General features: G+C 74.5%; 2 protein-coding genes and 1 pseudogene. All 3 read left to right on the top strand.

Annotation, left to right across the window (positions count from 1 at the left end; all coding sequences use genetic code 11):
* The first annotated feature begins 22 nt into the window (after nucleotides 1–22).
* Nucleotides 23–7,558: a type I polyketide synthase gene (locus tag Prubr_RS38370; RefSeq protein ID WP_246567867.1), complete on the top strand. Its 7,536-nt coding sequence runs from the start codon at nucleotides 23–25 to the stop codon at nucleotides 7,556–7,558.
* The gene (locus Prubr_RS38365) at nucleotides 7,534–14,805 is read left to right on the top strand and encodes a type I polyketide synthase (protein WP_425517956.1); all 7,272 of its coding nucleotides are present in this window, start codon (nucleotides 7,534–7,536) and stop codon (nucleotides 14,803–14,805) included. The genes Prubr_RS38370 and Prubr_RS38365 overlap by 25 nt, the downstream gene beginning before the upstream one ends.
* A 36-nt stretch (nucleotides 14,806–14,841) precedes the next feature.
* A pseudogene (locus Prubr_RS30640) lies at nucleotides 14,842–21,357 on the top strand (SDR family NAD(P)-dependent oxidoreductase); the annotation flags it as partial.
* Nucleotides 21,358–21,361: the final 4 nt, after the last annotated feature.

Genomic DNA, 21,361 nt, shown 5'->3' with positions numbered 1-21,361 from the left:
AATCCCGATACGGAGCGTCGCGATGCCCACTGAGCAAGAGTTCCTCGAGTACCTCCGGCGCGCGACGGCGGACCTGCGCGAGGCTCGCCGCCGGGTGCGCGAGGTGGAGGCGAAGGACCGGGAACCGATGGCCATCGTCGGGATGGCCTGCCGGTTCCCCGGCGACGTACGCAACCCGGCCGACCTGTGGAACCTGGTGGCCGAAGGGCGGGAGGGGACGGGGGAGTTCCCCGCCGACCGGGGCTGGGAACTCGACCGGCTCTTCTCCGCCGACCCGGACCGGCCCGGCACCTCGTACGCCGACCGGGGCGGGTTCCTCTACGACGCCACCGAATTCGACCCGGGCTTCTTCGGCATCTCGCCCCGCGAGGCCCTCGCCATGGACCCCCACCAGCGGGTGCTGCTGGAGGCCGCCTGGGAGGCCTTCGAGTCGGCCGGGATCGACCCGACCCGGCTGCGCGGCAGCCGCACCGGCGTCTTCGCCGGCGTGATGTACCACGACTACGCCTCCCGCGTACTGGACCTGCCCGACGGCGTCGAGGGCTACATCGGCACCGGCAACTCCGGCAGCGTGGTCTCCGGGCGGGTGGCGTACACGCTCGGCCTCGAGGGGCCGGCCGTGACCGTCGACACCGCCTGCTCGTCGTCGCTGGTCGCCGTGCACCTCGCCGTGCAGGCGCTGCGCCAGCGCGACTGCGACCTGGCGCTGGCCGGCGGCGTCACCGTCCTCGCCACCCCCGGCGTCTTCGCCGACTTCTCCCGGCAGCGCGGCCTCGCCCCGGACGGTCGGTGCAAGTCGTTCGCCGCCGCCGCCGACGGCACCGCCCTGTCCGAAGGGGTGGGCGTCCTGCTGCTCCAGCGGCTCTCCGACGCGCAGCGCGACGGCCGCCGGATCCTTGCCGTCATCCGCGGCAGCGCGGTCAACCAGGACGGTGCCAGCAGCGGGCTCACCACCCCGAACGGCCCGTCGCAGGAGCGGGTGATCCGGCAGGCGCTGGCCAGCGCCCGGCTCTCCCCGGCCGACGTGGACGTCGCCGAGGCGCACGGCACCGGCACCACGCTGGGCGACCCGATCGAGGCGCAGGCGCTGCTGGCCACGTACGGCCAGGACCGGTCCGCTGACCAGCCGCTCTGGCTCGGCTCGATCAAGTCCAACATCGGCCACACCCAGGCCGCCGCCGGCGTGGCCGGCGTGATCAAGATGGTGCAGGCGATCCGGCACGGCTGGCTGCCCGCCACCCTGCACGTCGACGCACCCTCCCCGCACATCGACTGGTCCGCCGGTCAGGTGTCGCTGATCACCGAGGCCCGTGCCTGGCCGGCCGTCGACCGGGAGCGCCGGGCCGCGGTGTCGTCGTTCGGGATCAGCGGTACGAACGCGCACGTCATCCTCGAACAGGCCCCCGCCGCCGAGGAGCCGGAACCGACCGGCGAACCGCTGCCGCTGACGCCGGTGTTCCTGTCCGCCCGCGGTGCCGACGCCCTCGCCGGGCAGGCCGGGCGGTGGGCCGACCGGCTCGCCGCCGACGAGGCGGTCCGGCCGGTCGACGTCGCCGTGTCGTCGCTGCCCCGGGCCACGCTGCCGGAGCGTGCCGTGGTGCTCGCCGAGAGCCGCGCGGACCTGCTCGCCGGGCTACGCGCGCTGGCGGCGGGCGAACCGGCCGCGAACGTCTCCGCCGGTGCCGCCGTCCCGCGCGGCCGGCTGGCGTTCCTCTTCTCCGGTCAGGGCGCCCAACGGGCCGGGACGGGCCGTGACCTCGCCGCCGCGTTCCCCGCCTTCGCCGACGCCCTGACCGAGGTGTGCGACCTGCTCGACCCGCTGCTGCCCCGGCCGTTGCGCGAGGTCATGTTCGCCGAGCCGGGCACGCCCGAGGCCGACCTGCTCGACCAGACGGTCTTCACCCAGGCCAGCCTGTTCGCCGTCGAGGTGGCACTGTTCCGGCTCGCCGAGCGCTGGGGCCTGCGGCCCGACTTCCTCGTCGGCCACTCCATCGGCGAGATCGCCGCCGCGCACGTGGCCGGGGTGCTGTCGCTCGCGGACGCGTGCGCCCTGGTCGCCGCGCGCGGCCGGCTCATGCAGGCGTTGCCGGCCGGTGGCGGGATGCTCGCCGTCGCCGCCGACGAGACCGCCGTACGGGACTCCCTGGCGCGGGTGCCCGGCCGGCTCGACGTCGCCGCCGTCAACGGCCCCGCCGCCGTGGTCGTCTCCGGCCCCGCCGCCGCGCTCGACGAACTGGAGCCGGTCTGGTCCGACCGGGGTACGCGGACCCGGCGGCTGCGGGTCAGCCACGCCTTCCACAGCGCGCTGATGGACCCGATGCTGGCGGAGTTCGCCGCGGTCGCCGGCGGGCTCACCTACCACCCGCCGACCATTCCCGTCGTGTCCGACCTGACCGGCCGGGTCGCCGGACCGGAGGAACTGTGCCACCCCGACTACTGGGTACGGCACGTACGCGAGGCGGTGCGGTTCGCCGACGCCGTCGACACGCTCGTCGAGGCGGGCGTCGGAGTGTTCGTGGAGCTGGGGCCGGCCGGTGTGCTCACCGCGATGACCCAGGACTGCCTCGCCGGGCGGGCCGCCGACGCGCCCGACCCGGTGGTGGTGCCCCTGCTGCGCAGGGACCGGCCGGAACCACGCGCGCTGCTGGAGGCGATGGCACGGCTGCACGTCGACGGCGTCCCGGTCGACTGGGCCGGCCAACTCGGCGGCGGACGCCCGGTCGACCTGCCCACGTACGCCTTCCAGGGCGAGCGGTACTGGCTGGAACCGGCGGGCCGGCTCGTCGACGTCTCCGGCGCCGGTCTCGGCGCGGCCGGGCACCCGCTGCTCGCCGCGGCGGTGGCGGTGGCCGGCGAGGACATGGTGCTGCTCACCGGCCGGATCGCGGCCACCTCCCACTCCTGGCTCGCCGACCACGTCGTCGCCGGGACGGTCGTGGTGCCGGGTACGGCGCTGATCGAACTGGTGGTGCGGGCCGGCGACGAGGCGGGTGCCGCCCGGGTACGGGAGTTGACCCTCGGCGTACCGCTGGTGCTGCCCGCCGACGGCGGGGTCCGGGTCCAGGTACGGGTGGGCGCCGCCGACGACTCGGGCGTCCGCCCGGTCACCGTGCACTCCCAGCCGGAGGACGACCCGGACGCCGGCTGGACCCGGCACGCTGACGGTGTGCTGGAGCCGGCGCTGCCCGAGGAGCCGGGCCTCGACGCCTGGCCGCCGAACGCGGCGACCGAGGTGGACCTCACCGGCTGGTATCCGGCGGTGGCCGAGCGTGGCCTGTCGTACGGGCCGGTCTTCCAAGGTCTGCGTCGACTGTGGACGGCGGGGGCGGAGGTCTTCGCCGAGGTGGCGCTGCCCACGGACGTCGGCGCCGACGCGGGGGCGTTTGGGGTGCACCCGGCGCTGCTGGACGCGGCGCTGCACCCGGTGGGCCTGCTGCTGTCCGACGGCGACGGGACCGGACCGAGCGTGCCGTTCGCGTTCGAGGGCGTGCAGGTGCATGCCGCCGGCGCGGCCCGGCTGCGGGTACGGCTGACCCGGGACGGCTCCGCGGTGCGCCTGGTGGCGGTGGACGAGACGAACACCCCCGTGGTGTCGGTGGACTCCCTCGTACTGCGGGAACTGGGCGGCGTACCGGCGTCCGGCGCGGTCGGTCGGTCGCTGTTCGAGGTGACCTGGCAGCCGGAGCGGATCGCACCGGCCGGGACCACGCCGGACTGGGCCGTTCTCGGCGCCGGCTGCCCCGGCCTGCCCGACGTCGCCGCGTACGCCGCCGTGGCGGACGTGGTCGCCCCGGACCGCCCGGCCCCCGCCCTGCTCCTGCTGCCTGCCACCACCGCTGCCACCGACGGCCCGGGGAAGGCGACGACCCCGGCCGTACCCGGGCTGGTGCGGTCGTCGACCGGCGACGTGCTGGCGGTCGTGCAGGCCTGGCTCGCCCTCGACGCACTGGCCGACACCCGCCTGGTGGTGCTCACCCGGGGTGCGGTGAGCGCGGCACCGGGCGACCGGATCGCCGATCTGGCCGGGGCCGCCCTGTGGGGTCTGCTGCGGTCCGCGCAGTCGGAACACCCGGGACGCATCGTCCTCGCCGACGTCGACCGCGACCCTGACCCCGAGATGCTCGCCGTGCTCGCCACGGTGGCCGCCGATCCGGCCGGGACGGGCGGGCAGGTCGCACTGCGCGGCGCCGAACCGCTGAGCCCCCGGCTGGTCCGCACCGCGCCACCGGCCGGTGACGGTCCGGCGGTGGGCGAGGGCACGGTACTGGTCACCGGCGGCACCGGCGCGCTGGGTGCGCTGGTCGCGGAACACCTGGTCCGGGCGTACGGGGCACGGTCGGTGCTGCTCGTATCCCGGCAGGGGCCCGCCGCGCCGGGCGCCACCGACCTGGTCGACCGGCTGACCGCACTGGGTGCCCGGGCGGAGGTGGTGACCGGCGACGTCACCGACCGGGCCCAGGTCCACGACCTGGTCGGTCGGATCGCCGCGTCCGGCCGGCTGGCCGGTGTGGTGCACGCGGCCGGTGTTCTGGACGACGGCGTGCTCACCGGGATCACGCCGGAGCGGCTGGCGTCGGTGTTGGCGCCGAAGGTGGATGCCGCCTGGTGGCTGCACGAGGCGACCGCCGGTCTGGACCTCGACCTGTTCGTGTTGTTCTCGTCGATCGCCGGCGTGTGGGGATCACCCGGCCAGGCCGCGTACGCGGCCGGGAACTCGTTCCTGGACGCCCTCGCCACCCACCGGCGTGGCCTCGGCCTGCCGGGGGTGTCGCTGGCCTGGGGTATGTGGGACGTCGACGGGATGGCCGCCTCGGTTGGCGATGTCGACCGGGCGCGGGCGTCCCGGGCGGGGCTGACCCCGATGAGTGCCGAGGTCGGTGTCGAGTTGTTCGACGCGGCGGTGTCCGCTGGCCGGCCGGTGTTGGTGCCGGCGGTGCTGGATCTGGCGGTGATGCGGGTTCAGGCCGGTGCCACCGGTTCGGTGCCGGCGTTGTTGCGGGTGTTGTTGGGTGTGTCGTCGTCGTCGCGTCGGCAGGCGGGTCAGGGTGGTTGGGCTGCCCGGTTGGTCGGGCTGCCCGTCGAGGAGGCCCGGGAGCGGGTCGGGGTTCTCGTTCGGGGTCTGGTGGCGCAGGTGTTGGGGCATGGTAGTGCGGAGCGGGTGCCGGCTGACCGGGCGTTTCGGGAGTTGGGTTTCGACTCGTTGACGGCGGTGGATCTGCGTAACCGGGTGAATGCGGCGACGGGTCTGCGGTTGTCGTCGACGTTGGTGTTCGACTATCCGTCGCCGTTGGTTCTGGCGGAGCATGTGTATCAGGAGTTGGTCGGGGTTCCGGCGGTGGTGTCGGGTGCTGCTGCTGGTGTGGCGGTGGGTGTCGACGAGCCGGTCGCGATCGTGGGTATGGCGTGTCGTTTTCCGGGTGGGGTGTCGTCGCCGGATGAGTTGTGGTCGTTGTTGGCGGCCGGTGGTGACGGGGTTTCGGAGTTTCCGGTTGATCGGGGTTGGGATCTGGATGGTCTGTTCGACCCGGATCCGGACCGCAGTGGCACGTCGTATGCCCGGCATGGCGGCTTCCTCCACGACGCGGCACAGTTCGACCCCGGCTTCTTCGGCATCTCGCCCCGTGAGGCGTTGGCGATGGATCCGCAACAGCGACTGCTGCTGGAGACGTCGTGGGAGACGTTCGAATCCGCCGGGTTGGATCCGCAGCGGTTGCGGGGCAGCCGGACCGGTGTGTTCGCCGGGGTGATGTATCACGACTACGCGTCGCAGCTTGTTGGTGTGGGTGAGGGTGTCGAGGGTTATATCGGTACGGGTAACTCGGGCAGTGTGATCTCTGGTCGGGTGGCGTACACGTTCGGGCTGGAGGGCCCGGCGGTGACCGTCGACACGGCGTGTTCGTCGTCGTTGGTGGCGTTGCACCTGGCGGCGCAGGCGTTGCGGTCGGGGGAGTGCGACTACGCCCTGGCCGGTGGTGTGACCGTGATGGCAACGCCGGGCACGTTCATCGAGTTTTCGCGGCAGCGGGGCTTGGCGGTCGATGGGCGGTGCAAGGCGTTCGCCGGCGCTGCGGACGGTACGGGTTGGGGCGAGGGTGTCGGGATGCTGTTGGTGCAGCGGTTGTCCGACGCGCAGCGCGATGGTCGGCGGATTCTCGCCGTCGTGCGGGGTAGTGCGGTCAATCAGGACGGTGCGTCGAATGGTTTGACGGCGCCGAATGGTCCGTCGCAGCAGCGGGTGATCCGGCAGGCGTTGGCCAGCGCCCGCCTGGCGCCCGGTGATGTGGATGCGGTCGAGGCGCACGGCACCGGCACCACCCTGGGTGATCCGATCGAGGCGCAGGCGCTGCTGGCCACGTACGGGCAGGACCGGCCGGCGGACCGGCCGTTGTGGCTGGGTTCGGTCAAGTCGAACATCGGGCACACGCAGGCCGCGGCGGGTGTTGCCGGGATCATCAAGATGGTCATGGCGATGCGGCACGGTGTGGTGCCGCCGACGCTGCATGTGGATGAGCCGTCTCCGCACGTCGACTGGACGGCTGGGGCGGTCGCGCTGGCGACCGAGGCGATGCCGTGGCCGGTGGTGGATCGGCCGCGTCGGGCGGCGGTGTCGTCGTTCGGTATCTCCGGCACCAACGCCCACGTCATCCTCGAACAACCGCCCGTCGTCGACGGTGAGCTGGTCGAAGATGGGCCGGCTGCTGCCGGTGACCCCGCGACGCTGGTGCCGGTGCTGGTCTCCGCGCGTTCGGCGACGGCTGTGGCCGGGCAGGCCGAGCGGTGGGCCGCCTGGCTGGCCGGGGACGGCGACCTTCGTCCGGTGGATGTGGGCTGGTCGTCGGTGACGGCCCGTTCGGTCCTGGATCACCGGGCGGTGGTGCTGGCGGAGGGCCGGGATGATCTGCTGGCCGGGCTGCGTGGTCTGGCGTCCGGTGTCCCGTCCGGTGCGGTCGTCACCGGCGAGGCGTCGCCGCGTGGTCAGCTCGCGGTGTTGTTCTCGGGTCAGGGTGCGCAGCGGGCCGGGATGGGGCGTCAGTTGTACGCGTCGTTCCCGGTGTTCGCGACCGCGTTGGACGAGGTGTGCGGTCACCTGGACGGCCTGCTGCCGCAGGGGTTGCGGGAGGTGCTGTTCGCCGAGGCCGGGACGCCGCAGGCAGACCTGTTGGATCAGACGGCCTTCACCCAGGCCGGTCTGTTCGCCATCGAGGTGGCGCTGTTCCGCCTCGTCGAGTCGTTCGGGATCGTCCCGGACTATGTGGGTGGTCATTCGATCGGTGAGGTGACGGCTGCTCATGTGGCCGGGGTGTTGTCCCTGGCGGATGCGTGTGCTCTGGTGGCGGCGCGGGGCCGGTTGATGCAGGCACTGCCGGCCGGTGGCGGCATGCTCGCGGTCGCGGCTGACGAGGCGGCGGTACGGGAGTCCCTGACCGGGCTAGCCGGGGTCGGGATCGCGGCGGTCAACGGCCCGTCGGCGGTGGTCGTCTCCGGTGCGAACGATGCCCTGAACGGGGTCGAGGCGTTCTGGTCGGGCAGGGGGTGCGGACGCGTCGGTTGCGGGTGAGTCACGCATTCCACAGTCCGTTGATGGACCCGATGCTGACCGAGTTCCAGGCTGTGCTGGGCGGGTTGACGTTCCGGGAGCCGCTGCTGCCGGTGGTGTCGAACGTGACCGGTGCGGTCGCCGACGCCGACACGCTGCGCGACCCCGACTACTGGGTCCGGCACGTGCGAGAAGCGGTCCGCTACGCCGACGGGGTCAGCGCCCTGCAAGCGGCTGGCGTCGACACGTTCCTGGAGATTGGCCCGCAGAGCGTACTGACCGCGATGAACGCGGACCTGCTCCCCGACGAAGTTTCGTCGGTGGCGGTACAGCGCCGCGACCGGCCCGAGGCACACGCACTGCTGCACGCTCTTGCCGAACTGCACGTCCACGGCATCCCGGTCACCTGGACCCAGTGGTACACCGGCGCCGGTGCCCGCCGGGTCGAGCTGCCCACGTACGCCTTCCACCGCCAGCGGTACTGGCCGGACGCGCCGATGCCGGCCGGCTCCGTGGCGACCGCCGACGAACCGGCGGACCGGCAGTTCTGGGATGCCGTCGAACGCGCCGACGCCGGCGCGCTCGCCGAGGCGATGCGGCTGGACGGCACGCAGGCCCGCCGCCTGGACGAGGCGCTGCCCGTGCTCGCCGCCTGGCGGCGGCGCCGCCGCGACCGGTCCACTGTGAACACCTGGCGCTACCGGGTGCGCTGGAAGCCCGCCACCGTCCCGACGACCGCCGTACTGTCCGGGACGTGGCTGGTGCCGGTGCCGGCCGCGTACGCCGACGCGCCGCTGACCGCCGCCGTCGTCCGGGCGCTCACCGAGGCCGGTGCGACGGCCACCCTGATCACGGTCACCGATGCCGACCGGGCCACCCTGGCCGACCTGCTGCGCGGCACCGACCCGGCGTCCGTCGCCGGGGTGTGCTCCCTGCTCGGCCTGGACGGCACCCCGCACCCGACCCACCCCGTGGTGCCGGCCGGGCTCGCCGGTACGTTCGCCCTGGTGCAGGCGCTCGGCGACGCCGGCGTGACGGCCCCGCTCTGGTGCGTCAGCAGCGGTGCCGTCAGCACCGGTCGCGCCGACCCGGTGGACCGGCCGGATCAGGCGCTGGTCTGGGGCCTCGGCCGGGTCGTCGCGCTGGAGCACCCGGACCGCTGGGGCGGCCTGGTCGACCTTCCCGCCGACCCCGACCAGCGAGCCCGCGGCCGGCTGGTCGCCGCCCTCGCCGGGATCGAACACGAGGACCAGATCGCCGTACGCGCCTCCGGCCTGTTCGTCCGCCGGCTGGTCCGCGCCACCGAGGAGCGCCCGGCCGACGGTGGTTGGCGGCCCGGCGGCACCGTCCTGGTCACCGGCGGCCTGGGCACGATCGGTGCCCAGGTGGCCCGTTGGCTGGCCCGCGAGGGCGCCGCCCACCTGGTGCTGACCGGCCGGCAGGGCGCCGCCACGACCGGCGCCGCCGAGCTGGAGGCGGAGCTGACCGGTTACGGCGCGACCGTCACCGTGGCCGCCTGCGACGTGGCCGACCGGGAATCGTTGCGTACGTTGGTCGACGGGCTGTCCCGGCGCGACGTCCGGATCGACGCGGTGTTCCACGTCGCCGGGGTGGCGCACGCCGGCGCGGTGGCCGACACCGACCTCGCCGAGCTGGCCGGCGTCCTGCGCGCCAAGGTCGCCGGCGCGGTCAACCTCGACCAGGTTCTCGGCGACGACCTCACCGCCTTCGTGCTGTTCTCCTCCGGCGCCGGGGTCTGGGGCGGTGGCCACCAGGCGGCGTACGCCGCCGGCAACGCCTTCCTCGACGCGCTCGCCGAGGACCGGCGGCGGCGCGGCCTTGCCGGCACCGCGCTCGCCTGGGGCGCCTGGGACGGCAGCGGCATGGTGGCGACCGAGGGCACCGGGCAGATGTTCCGCTCCGGAATCCGTCCCATGCACCCCGACCTGGCGGTCGCCGTGCTCGCCGGGGCGCTGGCCGGGAACGAGTCGACGCTCGTCGTCGCCGACATCACCTGGGACCGCTTCCTGCAGACCTTCACGCTGGCCCGGCCCCGGCCGCTGATCGGCGACATTCCCGAGGTGGCCCGCGCCCTGGCCGCCACCCGCTCCGGCGACGACACGGCACCGGCGTCCCCGCTGCGCGCCCGGCTCGCCGGCCTCGCCGCCCCGGAACGCCGCCGCACCCTGCTGGACCTGGTCCGGGAGCACGCCGCCGCGGTGCTCGGCCACACCTCGGCGGAGGCGATCGGCGTCGACCGGCCGTTCCGGGAACTCGGGTTCGACTCGCTGAGCGCCGTGGAGATGCGCAACCGGCTCGGCGAGGCGGTCGGGCTGGCGCTGCCGACCACGGTGGTCTTCGACCGGCCCACCCCGGCCGCTCTCGTCGACCACCTGGCCGACCAGATCCTCGGCGTCGCCGAGCCGGTGGCCGCCGCCGCCCGACCCACCGCCGCGTTGGACGAACCCATCGCCATCGTCTCGATGAGCTGCCGCTATCCCGGCGGGGTGGCTGGCCCCGAGGAGCTGTGGCGGCTGGTGGCCGACGGGCGGGACGCGATCGCCGGCTTTCCCACCGACCGGGGCTGGGACCTCGACGCGATCTACGATCCGGACCCGGACCGCCCCGGCACCTCGTACGCCCGCGAGGGCGGGTTCCTCGCCGACCTGGCCGGGTTCGACGCCGGCCTGTTCGGCATCTCACCACGGGAGGCGCTGGTCACCGATCCGCAGCAGCGGCTGCTGCTGGAGACCGGTTGGGAGCTGTTCGAGCGGGCCGGGCTCGCTCCCGCGGACCTGGGCGAGACCAGCACCGGTGTCTTCGTGGGCACCAACGGCCAGGACTACGCCACCCTGCTGCTGGCGGCGCGGGCCGAGACCGAGGGCTACCAGGCCACCAGCAACACCGCGGCGGTGATGTCCGGCCGGCTCGCGTACACGTTCGGGCTGCAGGGGCCGGCCGTCACCGTGGACACCGCCTGCTCGTCCTCGCTGGTCGCCATCCACCTGGCCTGCCAGTCGCTGCGGCAGGGTGAGTGCGACACGGCCGTCGCCGGCGGCGTGACGGTGATGGCCACGCCCGGCGCCTTCGTCGAGTTCGCCCGGCAGCGCGGGCTCGCCGCCGACGGCCGGTGCAAGTCGTACGCCGCCGCCGCCGACGGCACCAGTTGGGGCGAGGGCGCCGGGCTGGTGCTGCTCAAGCGGCTGTCCGACGCCCAGCGCGACGGCGACCCGATCCTCGCCGTGGTGCGGGGCAGCGCGGTCAACCAGGACGGCGCCAGCAACGGCCTGACCGCCCCCAACGGCCCCGCCCAGCAGCGGGTCATCCACCAGGCGCTGGCCAACGCCCGGCTGGCCCCGTCCGAGGTGGACGTCGTCGACGGGCACGGCACCGGCACCCGGCTCGGTGACCCGATCGAGGCGCAGGCGCTGCTCGCCACGTACGGGCAGGACCGGCCGGCGGACCGGCCGCTGCTGCTCGGCTCGGTGAAGTCGAACATCGGCCACACCCAGGCCGCCGCCGGTGTGGCCGGTGTGATCAAGATGGTGATGGCGCTGCGGCACGACGAACTGCCGCCGACGCTGCACGTGGACCAGCCCTCGCCGCACGTCGACTGGACGGCCGGGGCGATCGCGCTGCTGACCGCGGCACAGCCGTGGCCGGCGACCGACCGGCCGCGCCGGGCCGCCGTGTCGGCCTTCGGGGTCAGCGGCACCAACGCCCACCTCATCCTCGAACAGGCGCCGGCCGTCGAGCCGGCGGCGCCGGTGGGCGAGGGCACCCCAGCGCCGGCGTCCCTGCCGGTGCTGCCGTGGCCGGTGTCGGCGGCTGCTGGGGCCGGGCTGCGTGCCCAGGCCGCGCGGCTGGCCGACTGGCTGCCGGGCACCGCGGCCGGCGACCTAGAGATCGCGTACGGGCTGGCCAACGGCCGGTCGGCGTTGCGGCACCGGGCCGTGCTGGTCGCCCCCGACCGGGCCACCTTCCAGGCCGGGCTGCGTGCGCTCGCCGCCGGCGAGAGCCACCCGAGCCTCGTCCAGGGGGTGGCCGAGCCGGGCGGACGGCTCGCCGTGCTCTTCTCCGGGCAGGGCGCCCAGCACGCCGGGATGGGCCGGGACCTGTACGCCGCCTTCCCCGCCTTCGCGGCGGCCCTGGACGCGGCCTGCCAGCACCTGGACACCCACCTGCCCCGACCGCTGACGGAGGTGATGTTCGCGGCACCGGGCACGCCGGAGGCGGCGCTGCTGGACGAGACGGTCTTCACCCAGGCCGCGCTCTTCGCCTTCGAGACGGCGCTGTTCCGGCTGCTGGAAAGCTGGGGGATCCGCCCCGAACTGGTCGCCGGACACTCGGTCGGGGAGATCACCGCCGCGCACGTCGCGGGCGTGTTCAGCCTGCCGGACGCCTGCACGCTGGTCGGCAACCGGGGACGGCTGATGCAGGCCCTGCCGGCCGGCGGCGGCATGCTCGCGGTCGCCGCCGCTGAGGCCGACGTGCTCGCGGCCCTCACCGGGTACGCCGACCGGGTGGCCGTCGCCGCCGTCAACGGCCCGGCCGCCGTGGTGCTCTCCGGAGAGTCGGCCGCGCTGGACGAACTGGCCGCCCGCTTCGGTGAAGACGGCGTACGCACCAAGCGGCTGCGGGTCAGCCACGCCTTCCACAGCCCGCTGATGGTGCCGATGCTGGCCGACTTCGCCGCCGTGGCGGCCACCCTCGAGTACGCCCCACCGACCCTGACGGTGCTGTCCAACCTGACCGGCGCGCCCGCCGACCCCGACGAACTGCGGACCGCCGACTACTGGGTGCGGCACGTCCGGGAGGCCGTCCGGTTCGCCGACACCGTCGACCGGCTGCCCGCCCACGGGGTCACCGCCGTACTGGAGGTCGGCCCGGACACGGTGCTGACCGCGCTCGCCGCCGACCTGCTGCGCGCCGAGGACCGGATGCTGGTGACCGGCACCCAGCGGTCCGGCCGGGACGAGGTCGCCACCCTGCTCGGGGCGCTGGCGGCACTGCACTGCCACGGTGTGCCGGTGGGCTGGACCGCACTGCTGCCGGCCACCGCCCCGGTGCCGCTGCCCACGTACGCCTTCCAGCACGACCGGTTCTGGCCGACCCTCACCGGCGGTGCGGTCCCGACCGCCGAGGCGGCCGCCACCGGGGATGACGGCTTCTGGCAGGCCGTCGTCGAGCAGGACGGCGACGCCTTCGCCGAGCGGGTCGGGCTCGACCCCGACCGGTCGCTGCGCGACCTGTTGCCCGACCTCGCGGACTGGCGTCGGCGGCAGCGGGAGGGGGCGCTCGCCGACGGCTGGCGCTACCAGATCACCTGGCCGGTGCGGCAGCCCGCCACGGCGCCGGCGCCCGGCGACTGGCTGCTGGTCACCCCGCCCGGCGCGACCGATGTCGCCGATCAGCTCGCCGGCCTGCTGGCCGGGCCCGGGGGCACCGTACGCACCCTGGTGGTCGACCCGGCCGCCACCACCCGTGACGAGTTGGCCGGCCGGCTCGCCGAGCCCGGTGGCGCGACCCGGATCGTGTCCCTGCTGGCGCTGGACGAGCGGCCCCGGCCCGACCATCCCGCCGTACCGGCCGGGCTCACCGCCAACCTGGCGCTGATCCAGGCGGTGACCGGCGTCCTGCCGGCCGCCGGACTGTGGCTGCTCACCCGCCAGGCGGTCAGCACCGGCACCGGTGACCCGGTGGTGAACCCCGCCCAGGCGACCACGTGGGGCCTCGGCATGGTCGCCGCCCTGGAACACCCGGCCCACTGGGGTGGCCTGCTCGACCTGCCCGCCGTCCTGGACGCGGCGACCGGCGGACACGCCGTACGCGTCCTGCTGAACAGCGACCAGGAGGATCAGGCGGCGGTCCGGGCGACCGGTGTGCACCTGCGCCGGCTGGCCCGGGCGAGCCGGGCGGGCGCGCCGGACGGACCCGGCTGGCAGCCGCACGGCACCGTCCTGATCACCGGCGGCACCGGCGCCATCGGCCGGTACGCCGCCGCCTGGTTCGCCCGGCACGGCGCCGAACGGCTGGTCCTGGTCAGCCGGAGCGGTCCGGCCGCGCCCGGCGCCGACGAGTTGGTGGCGGAGCTGGCCGACCTCGGCGCGAGCGCCCGGGTCGTCGGCTGCGACCTCGCCGACCCCGACGCCGTCGCCGGGCTGGCCGAGGAGCTTCGCCGTGACGGCGGCGTGCAGGCGGTGCTGCACGCCGCCGGCGTCGGACGGCTGAACCCGATCGCCGCGGTCGGCCCCGACGAACTCGCCGACGTGGTCTCCGGCAAGATCGCCGGCGCCCGGCACCTGGCCGAGTTCCTCGACCCGGACCAGCTCGAACTGGTCGTCCACTTCTCCTCCATCTCGGCGGCCTGGGGCGTCGGCGACCACGGCGCGTACGCGGCCGGCAACGCCTTCCTCGACGCGTTCGCCCAGTCCCGGCCGGCCGGTCGGGCCCGGGTCCTGTCGGTCAACTGGGGACCCTGGTCCGGGGGCGGCATGGCCAGCGACGAACTCGCCGCGGCGATGCGGCGGCGTGGCGTCACCCTGCTCGACCGGGAGCCGGCGATGGCCGCCCTGCGCGCCGCCGTCGCCGCGCCCGGCCCGCAGGTCACCGTCGCCGACGTGGACTGGGTCCGGTTCGCGCCGCTCTTCGCCTCCGCCCGGTCCCGGCCGCTGATCAGCGAGATCCCCGAGGTGGCGGCGCTGGCGGTCGCGCCGGAGCAGACCCTCGCCGACGGCGACGAGGTCCTGACCCAGCTGCGGAAGCGGCTCGCCAACCTGTCCGAGGACGAGCAGACCCGGCTGCTGGTCGACCTGGTCCGCGCCGCCGCCGCCGAGGTCATCGGGCACGACAGCCCGTACGCGCTGGAGAGCGCCCGGCCGTTCCGGGATCTGGGCTTCGACTCGCTGACCGCGGTGGAGTTGCGCGGCCGGTTGGCGCGGCTGACCGGCCTCAACCCGGCCAGTTCGGTGGTCTTCGACTTCCCGACCCCGCTGGCGCTGGCTGAGCACCTGCGGGGCGAACTGGTCAGCGAGGCGTCCGTCGAGGCACTGCCCACGGTGGAGGAACTCGACCAGCTGGAGAGCGCCCTGGTGCTGCGCGACCAGGACGACCTCGGCCGGGTACGGGTCACCCTGCGCCTGCAGCGTCTGCTGGAACGCCTCGGTGGGGCGGAGCACGGCGGTGGCACCGAGGTGGTGGACCGGCTGCGGGTGGCCAGCAACCAGGAGCTTTTCGATCTTGTGGACCGGGACCTCGGGCTCTCCTGAGCCACGCGTCGACACCGGTGAGGAACGAGGGAGCGGGATTTCATGTCGGATGAAGAGCGGCTGCGTGAGTACCTGACGCGGGTCATCGCCGAGTTGCAGCAGACCCGGCAGCGGCTGCGTGAGGTCACCGCCGAGGAGTCCGAGCCGGTGGCGATCGTCGCCATGAGTTGCCGCTACCCCGGCGGGATCGACTCGCCGGAGGCACTGTGGTCGTTCGTCGAGGCCGGCGGCGACGCCATCACCGACTTCCCCACCGACCGGGGCTGGGACCTGGACCGGCTCTACCACGAGGACCCGGACAACCTCGGCACGTCGTACACGACCTCCGGCGGTTTCCTCCGGGACGCCGGGGCGTTCGACGCCGCCCTGTTCGGCGTCTCGCCCCGCGAGGCACAGGCCATGGATCCGCAGCAGCGGCAACTGCTGGAGGTCAGCTGGGAACTCCTCGAACGCGCCGGCATCGCCCCGCTGTCGCTGGTCGGCAGCCGTACCGGTGTCTTCGTCGGCACGTCCGGCCAGGACTACGCGTCGGTGCTGCACGGCGCCTCCGACGCCGAGGGGTACGCGGTCACCGGTGCCGCCGCCAGCGTGCTGTCCGGCCGGCTCGCGTACTCCTTCGGGTTCGAGGGGCCCGCGGTCACCGTCGACACCGCCTGCTCGTCGTCGCTGGTCGCCATCCACCTGGCCTGCCAGGCGTTGCGGCAGCGGGAGTGCGAGCTGGCCCTGGCCGGTGGAGCCACCGTACTGGCCGCTCCCGGGCCGTTCGTGGAGTTCTCCCGGCAGCGCGGGCTGGCCGCCGACGGCCGGTGCAAGTCGTTCGCCGCCGCCGCCGACGGCACCGGCTGGTCCGAGGGCGCCGGCATGCTGTTGTTGGAGCGGCTGTCGGACGCGCGGCGTAACGGTCACCGGGTGCTCGCGGTGGTGCGGGGTAGTGCGGTCAACCAGGACGGTGCGTCGAACGGGTTGACGGCGCCGAACGGCCCCTCCCAGCAGCGGGTCATCCGGCAGGCCCTGGCCGGGGCGAAACTCACCCCCGACCTGGTCGACGTGGTCGAGGCGCACGGCACCGGGACCACGTTGGGTGATCCGATCGAGGCGCAGGCGCTGCTGGCGACGTACGGGCAGGACCGGCCGGTGGGCCGGCCCCTGCTGTTGGGGTCGATCAAGTCGAACCTCGGGCACGCCCAGGCCGCCGCCGGGGTCGGTGGTGTGATCAAGATGGTGTCGGCGATGCGGCACGGGGTCGTGCCCGCCACCCTGCATGTGGACGAGCCGACCCCGCACGTCGACTGGTCGGCCGGTGACGTGGAGCTGGTGACCGAGGCGCGGCCGTGGCCGGTGGTGGACCGGCCGCGCCGGGCGGGCGTTTCGTCGTTCGGCATGAGCGGCACCAACGTCCACCTGATCCTCGAGGACGGCGGGACCGAGCCGCAGGACGCCCCACCCGCCACCGGAAGCGGGCTCCTGCCGACGGGACCGCTGCTGTGGTCGGTGTCGGCGCGGTCCAGGGGTGCGCTGGTGGGTCAGGCGGCGCGGTTGGCGGAGTTCGTCCGTGGTCGTGGTGGGGTGGATCCGGCGGAGGTGGCGTGGTCGTTGGTGTCGGCCCGGTCGGTGTTCGATCACCGGGCGGTGGTGGTGGGTGGTGGTGTCGGGGAGTTGCTGGCGGGGCTGGACGCGGTCGCCGGTGGTGTGCCGGCGGGGAATGCGGTGTCCGGGGTCGCGGTCGATGGTGGTGCTGGTCCGGTGTTCGTGTTTCCGGGTCAGGGTGCGCAGTCGGTGGGGATGGCGGCGGGTCTGGTCGGTTCGTGTGCGGTGTTCGACGAGGCGTTGGCTGATTGTCAGCGGGTGTTGGCGCCGTGGCTGGATGTGGATCTGGTGTCGGTGTTGACCGGTGACGACCAGTCGTGGTTGGAGCGGGTGGAGGTGGTCCAGCCGGTGTTGTTCGCGGTCGGGGTTGCTCTGGCCGCGGTGTGGAAGCAGGCCGGCGTGACTCCGCGGGCTGTCATCGGGCATTCGCAGGGGGAGATCGCGGCGGCGTGTGTGGCGGGGATTCTGAGTTTGGAGGATGCGGCGAAGACGGTGGCGTTGCGGTCGCGGGCGTTGGCGGTGTTGGCGGGGTCGGGTGCGATGGCGTCGGTGGATCTGTCGGTCGAGGAGGTGACCGGCCGTCTGGACGGGTTTGTGGGTGTGGGTGTGGCGGCGGTGAATGGTCCGTCGACGGTGGTGGTGTCGGGTCCGCCGGGGCCGGTCGCGGGTCTGGTCGCGGCGTGTCAGGCCGACGGTGTGCGGGCCCGGGTGATTCCGGTGGATTATGCGTCGCATTCGCCGGCGGTGCAGCAGGTTGCCGAGCAGTTGCGGACGGATCTGGCGGGTGTCGCGCCGCGGACCGGTGGGGTGCGGTTGGTGTCGACGTTGACCGGTGACTGGGTGGATCCGGGGTCGATGGGTGCGGATTACTGGTATGAGAATCTGCGGCGGCCGGTGTTGTTCGATGCGGCGGTTCGGGTCGCGATCGGGGCGGGGTGTTCGACGTTTGTGGAGGTGTCTCCGCATCCGGTGTTGGGGATGCCGGTGACCGCGATCCTGGACGATCTGGACACCACGGGGCATGTGTTGGGCACGTTGCGTCGGGGTGAGGACGATCCGACCCGGTTGTTGACCAGTCTGGCGACGGCGTACACGGTCGGTCTGCCGGTTGATTTGACGGCGGTGTTGGCGCCGGCTGCGGTGACGGAGCTGCCGACGTACGCGTTCGACCACCGCCGGTACTGGATCGACATGCCGGCGTACCAGGTCCAGGACGTGGCCGCCGCCGGGCTGCACGACCCCGGACACCCCCTGCTCAGCGCGACCGTACGGGTGCCCGACGACGACACCGTCGTGCTCACCGGCCGGCTGTCCACCCGTACCCACCCGTGGCTGGCCGAGCACGTCGTCCGGGGAACGGTCGTCGTGCCGGGCACCGCACTGCTCGACATGGTCGTCCGGGCCGGCGACGAGGTCGACGCCGGTCAGGTCGGCGAACTGGTCCTGCTCGCCCCGATGGTGCTGCCCACCGACGGCGCCGCCGTCCAGGTGCGGCTGCGCCTCGGCGCCCCCGACGCCGACGGGAAGCGGGCCGTTACCATCCACTCCCGACCAGAGCAGGCCGACGACGACGAGTGGACCCGGCACGCCGAAGGTGTGCTGCACGCACACCCGGCGCCGTCCGGCCCGGTGCTCGCCGACTGGCCACCCGCCGGGGCGATCCCGGTCGAGACCGACCTGCCCGAGTGGTACGCGCGGATGGCCGACGGCGGGCTCACGTACGGGCCGGCGTTCCAGGGGCTGCGTCAGACCTGGCGCCACGGCGACGAGGTGTATGCCGAGGTGGCGTTGCCGGAGACGACCGCCGGTGCGGCGGCCGACTTCGGCCTGCACCCGGCGCTGCTCGACGCGGCGCTCCAGGCGTGCGGCGTGACCGCCCTGGTCGGCGACCCGGCCGACGTGTGGATGCCGTTCGCCTTCGAGTCGGTCGCGCTGCACGCCCACGGCGCCACCCGGCTCCGGGTACGACTGCGTGCGCTGAGCCGCGACACGGTCGCCGTCGCCGTCGCCGATGCCGCCGGCCAGCCCGTCGCCGAGATCGGTGCGCTGACGTTCCGGCCCGCCTCGGCCGTCCCGGCGGCCCCGGCCGCACACCGCGACGCCCTGTTCCACCTCGACTGGCTGCCCGCCGGCCCGGCCACCGCCGGGCAAAGCCTGCGCTGGGCGGTGCTCGGCGCCGCCCCGGCCGGATTGCCGGAGGCGTCGGCGGCGGCCGCACACCCGGTCCAGCGGTACGCCGACCTGGCCGCGCTGGTCGCGGCGATCGACGCCGACGGTGCCGTACCCGACGTGGTGGTCTATCCGCCCGACGCCGACGGCGACGACCCGGTGCGGGCCACGCACGACGCCGCCCGGGCGGCGCTGGCGCTGCTCGGCGGCTGGCTCGCCGAGCCCCGCCTCAACGACGCCCGGCTGGTGTTCCGGACCCGTGGTGCGGTCGGCGCGACCCCCGGCGAGGCCCCCCGCCGCCCGGCGCAGGCCGCCGTGTGGGGACTGGTCCGCTCCGCGCAGTCCGAGCACCCGGGCCGCTTCCTGCTGCTCGACACCGACGACACCGCCGCCTCCGCCGGGGCGGTGGCATCGGCGGTCGGTTCCGGCGAACCGCAGGTCGCGCTCCGCGACGGCGCCGCCCTGGTGCCCCGGCTCACCCGGGCCCGGGACACCGGCGGGCTCGCGCTGCCCGACGGCGACACCCCGTGGCGGCTCGACGTGGCCGTCAAGGGAACGCTGGAGAACCTGACCCTGGTGCCGTGCCCGGAGGCCGCCGCCGCGCTGCCGGCCGGCCAGGTACGCGTCGCGATGCGTGCCGCCGGACTGAACTTCCGCGACGTCGTGCTGGCTCTCGGCATGGTGCCCGACCAGGAGGGACTCGGCAACGAGGGCGCGGGCGTCGTCCTCGAGGTCGGCCCCGGGGTGACCGACCTGGCGCCGGGCGACCGGGTGATGGGCCTGTTCCCCAGCTCGTTCTCGTCGGTCACGATCACCGACCACCGGGTGGTGACCCGGATCCCCGACGGCTGGTCGTACGCGGACGCGGCGGCCGTACCGGTGGTGTTCCTGACCGCCTGGTACGGCCTGGTCGAGCTGGCCCGGCTGCGGGCCGGCGAGTCCGTGCTGATCCACGCCGCGGCCGGCGGGGTCGGCATGGCCGCCGTCCAGATCGCCCGCCATCTCGGCGCCGAGGTCTACGGCACCGCCAGCACCGGCAAGTGGCCGGTGCTGCGCGACACCGGTTTCGACGACGCCCACATCGCCTCGTCGCGCACCCTCGGCTTCGTCGACGAGTTCCGCGGGCGCACCGGCGGCCGTGGCGTCGACGTGGTGCTCAACGCGCTCAGCGGCGAGTTCGTCGACGCCTCGCTGCGCCTGCTCGGCCCCGGCGGCCGGTTCGTCGAGATGGGCAAGACCGACAAGCGGGATCCGGAGCGGGTCGCCGCCGACCATCCGGGCGTGAGCTACCAGGTCTTCGACGTCATCGACGCCGGCCAGGACCGCATCGGGCGGATGCTCGGCGAGGTGATGGCGCTGTTCGCCGCCGGCGTCCTGCAGCCCCTGCCGAGGCGGACCTTCGACGTACGGCAGGCGCCCGAGGCGTTCCGGTTCCTCAGCCAGGCCCGGCACGTCGGGAAGCTCGCCCTGACCATCCCCCGGCAACCGCGTCCCGACGGCACGGTGCTGGTCTCCGGCGCCACCGGCACCCTCGGCGCGCTGGTCGCCCGGCACCTGGTCACCGCGCACGGCGCCCGCCACCTGCTGCTGGTCAGCCGGCGCGGTCCGGCCGCGGCGGGGGCCGACGAACTGCTGGCCGAGCTGAAGGAACTCGGTGCGCAGGCCACCGTCGTCGCCGCCGACCTGGCCGACCCGGCGGCGGTGGCCGACGTACTGTCCATGGTGGACGCGCGGCACCCGCTGACCGCCGTCGTGCACACCGCCGGCGTCCTCGACGACGGCACCGTCGACCAGCTGACCCCGGAGCGCCTCGACGCCGTACTGCGGCCCAAGGTCGACGCGGCCTGGAACCTGCACCACGCCACCCTCGACCGGGAACTCGACGCCTTCGTCCTCTTCTCCGCCGCGGCCGGCGTACTCGGCGCGCCGGGCCAGGGCAACTACGCCGCCGGCAACGCCTTCCTCGACGCGCTCGCCGCGCACCGGCGCGCACTCGGGCTGCCCGCCGTCTCGCTGGCCTGGGGCCTGTGGGAGAAGGCCAGCGGGATGACCGGGCACCTCGACGCCGCCGACCTGCGCCGCCTCGACCGGGGCGGAATGGTCGGGCTGGTCACGGCGGAGGCGCTGGCGTTGCTCGACGTCGCCCGTGACTCCGAACGGGCCCTGGTGGTGCCCGCCCGGCTCAGCACCGCCGGCGGCACCGGCCCCGTCCACCCCCTGCTGTCCCAGCTCGTCCGCCAGCGGGCACGCCGTAGCGCGGCCGGCGGCGCCGAGGCCACCGACGGCGCGGCGTTCGCCGAGGCGATGCGGGGCCTTCCCGAGGAGAAGCGGGTACGCGCCCTGACCGATCTGGTCCTGGCGCACGTGGCGACCGTGCTCGGGCACGCCGACCCGGCCGCCGTCGAGCCGACCCGGGCGTTCCGCGAACTCGGCTTCGACTCGCTCACCGCGGTCGAGCTGCGCAACCGGCTCGGCGCGGCCACCGGACTGCGGCTGCCCGCGACCCTGATCTTCGACAACCCGGCGCCGAACGTCCTTGCCGCCTGGCTGGCCGGCCGGTTCGTTCCGGCCGGGGGCGGTGAGCGGGCCGCCGGCCTCGGGCCGGACCTCGACCGGCTGGAGGCGGCCCTCGCCGGCCTCGACGCCGACGGCGACGAATTCCGGCGGATCACCGACCGGCTGCACGGCCTGCTGGACCGGTTGACGGCGCGGCGGTCCGACGACGATGACGACCTGGAGTCGGCCACCGCCGAGAACATCTTCGACCTCATCGACCGCGAACTGGAGACGTCGTGATGGT

Source organism: Polymorphospora rubra, from assembly GCF_018324255.1.
Taxonomy (GTDB): domain Bacteria; phylum Actinomycetota; class Actinomycetes; order Mycobacteriales; family Micromonosporaceae; genus Polymorphospora; species Polymorphospora rubra.
Note: the sequence above shows the minus strand (reverse complement) of the source record. Positions and strands in the feature narration are given on the sequence as shown.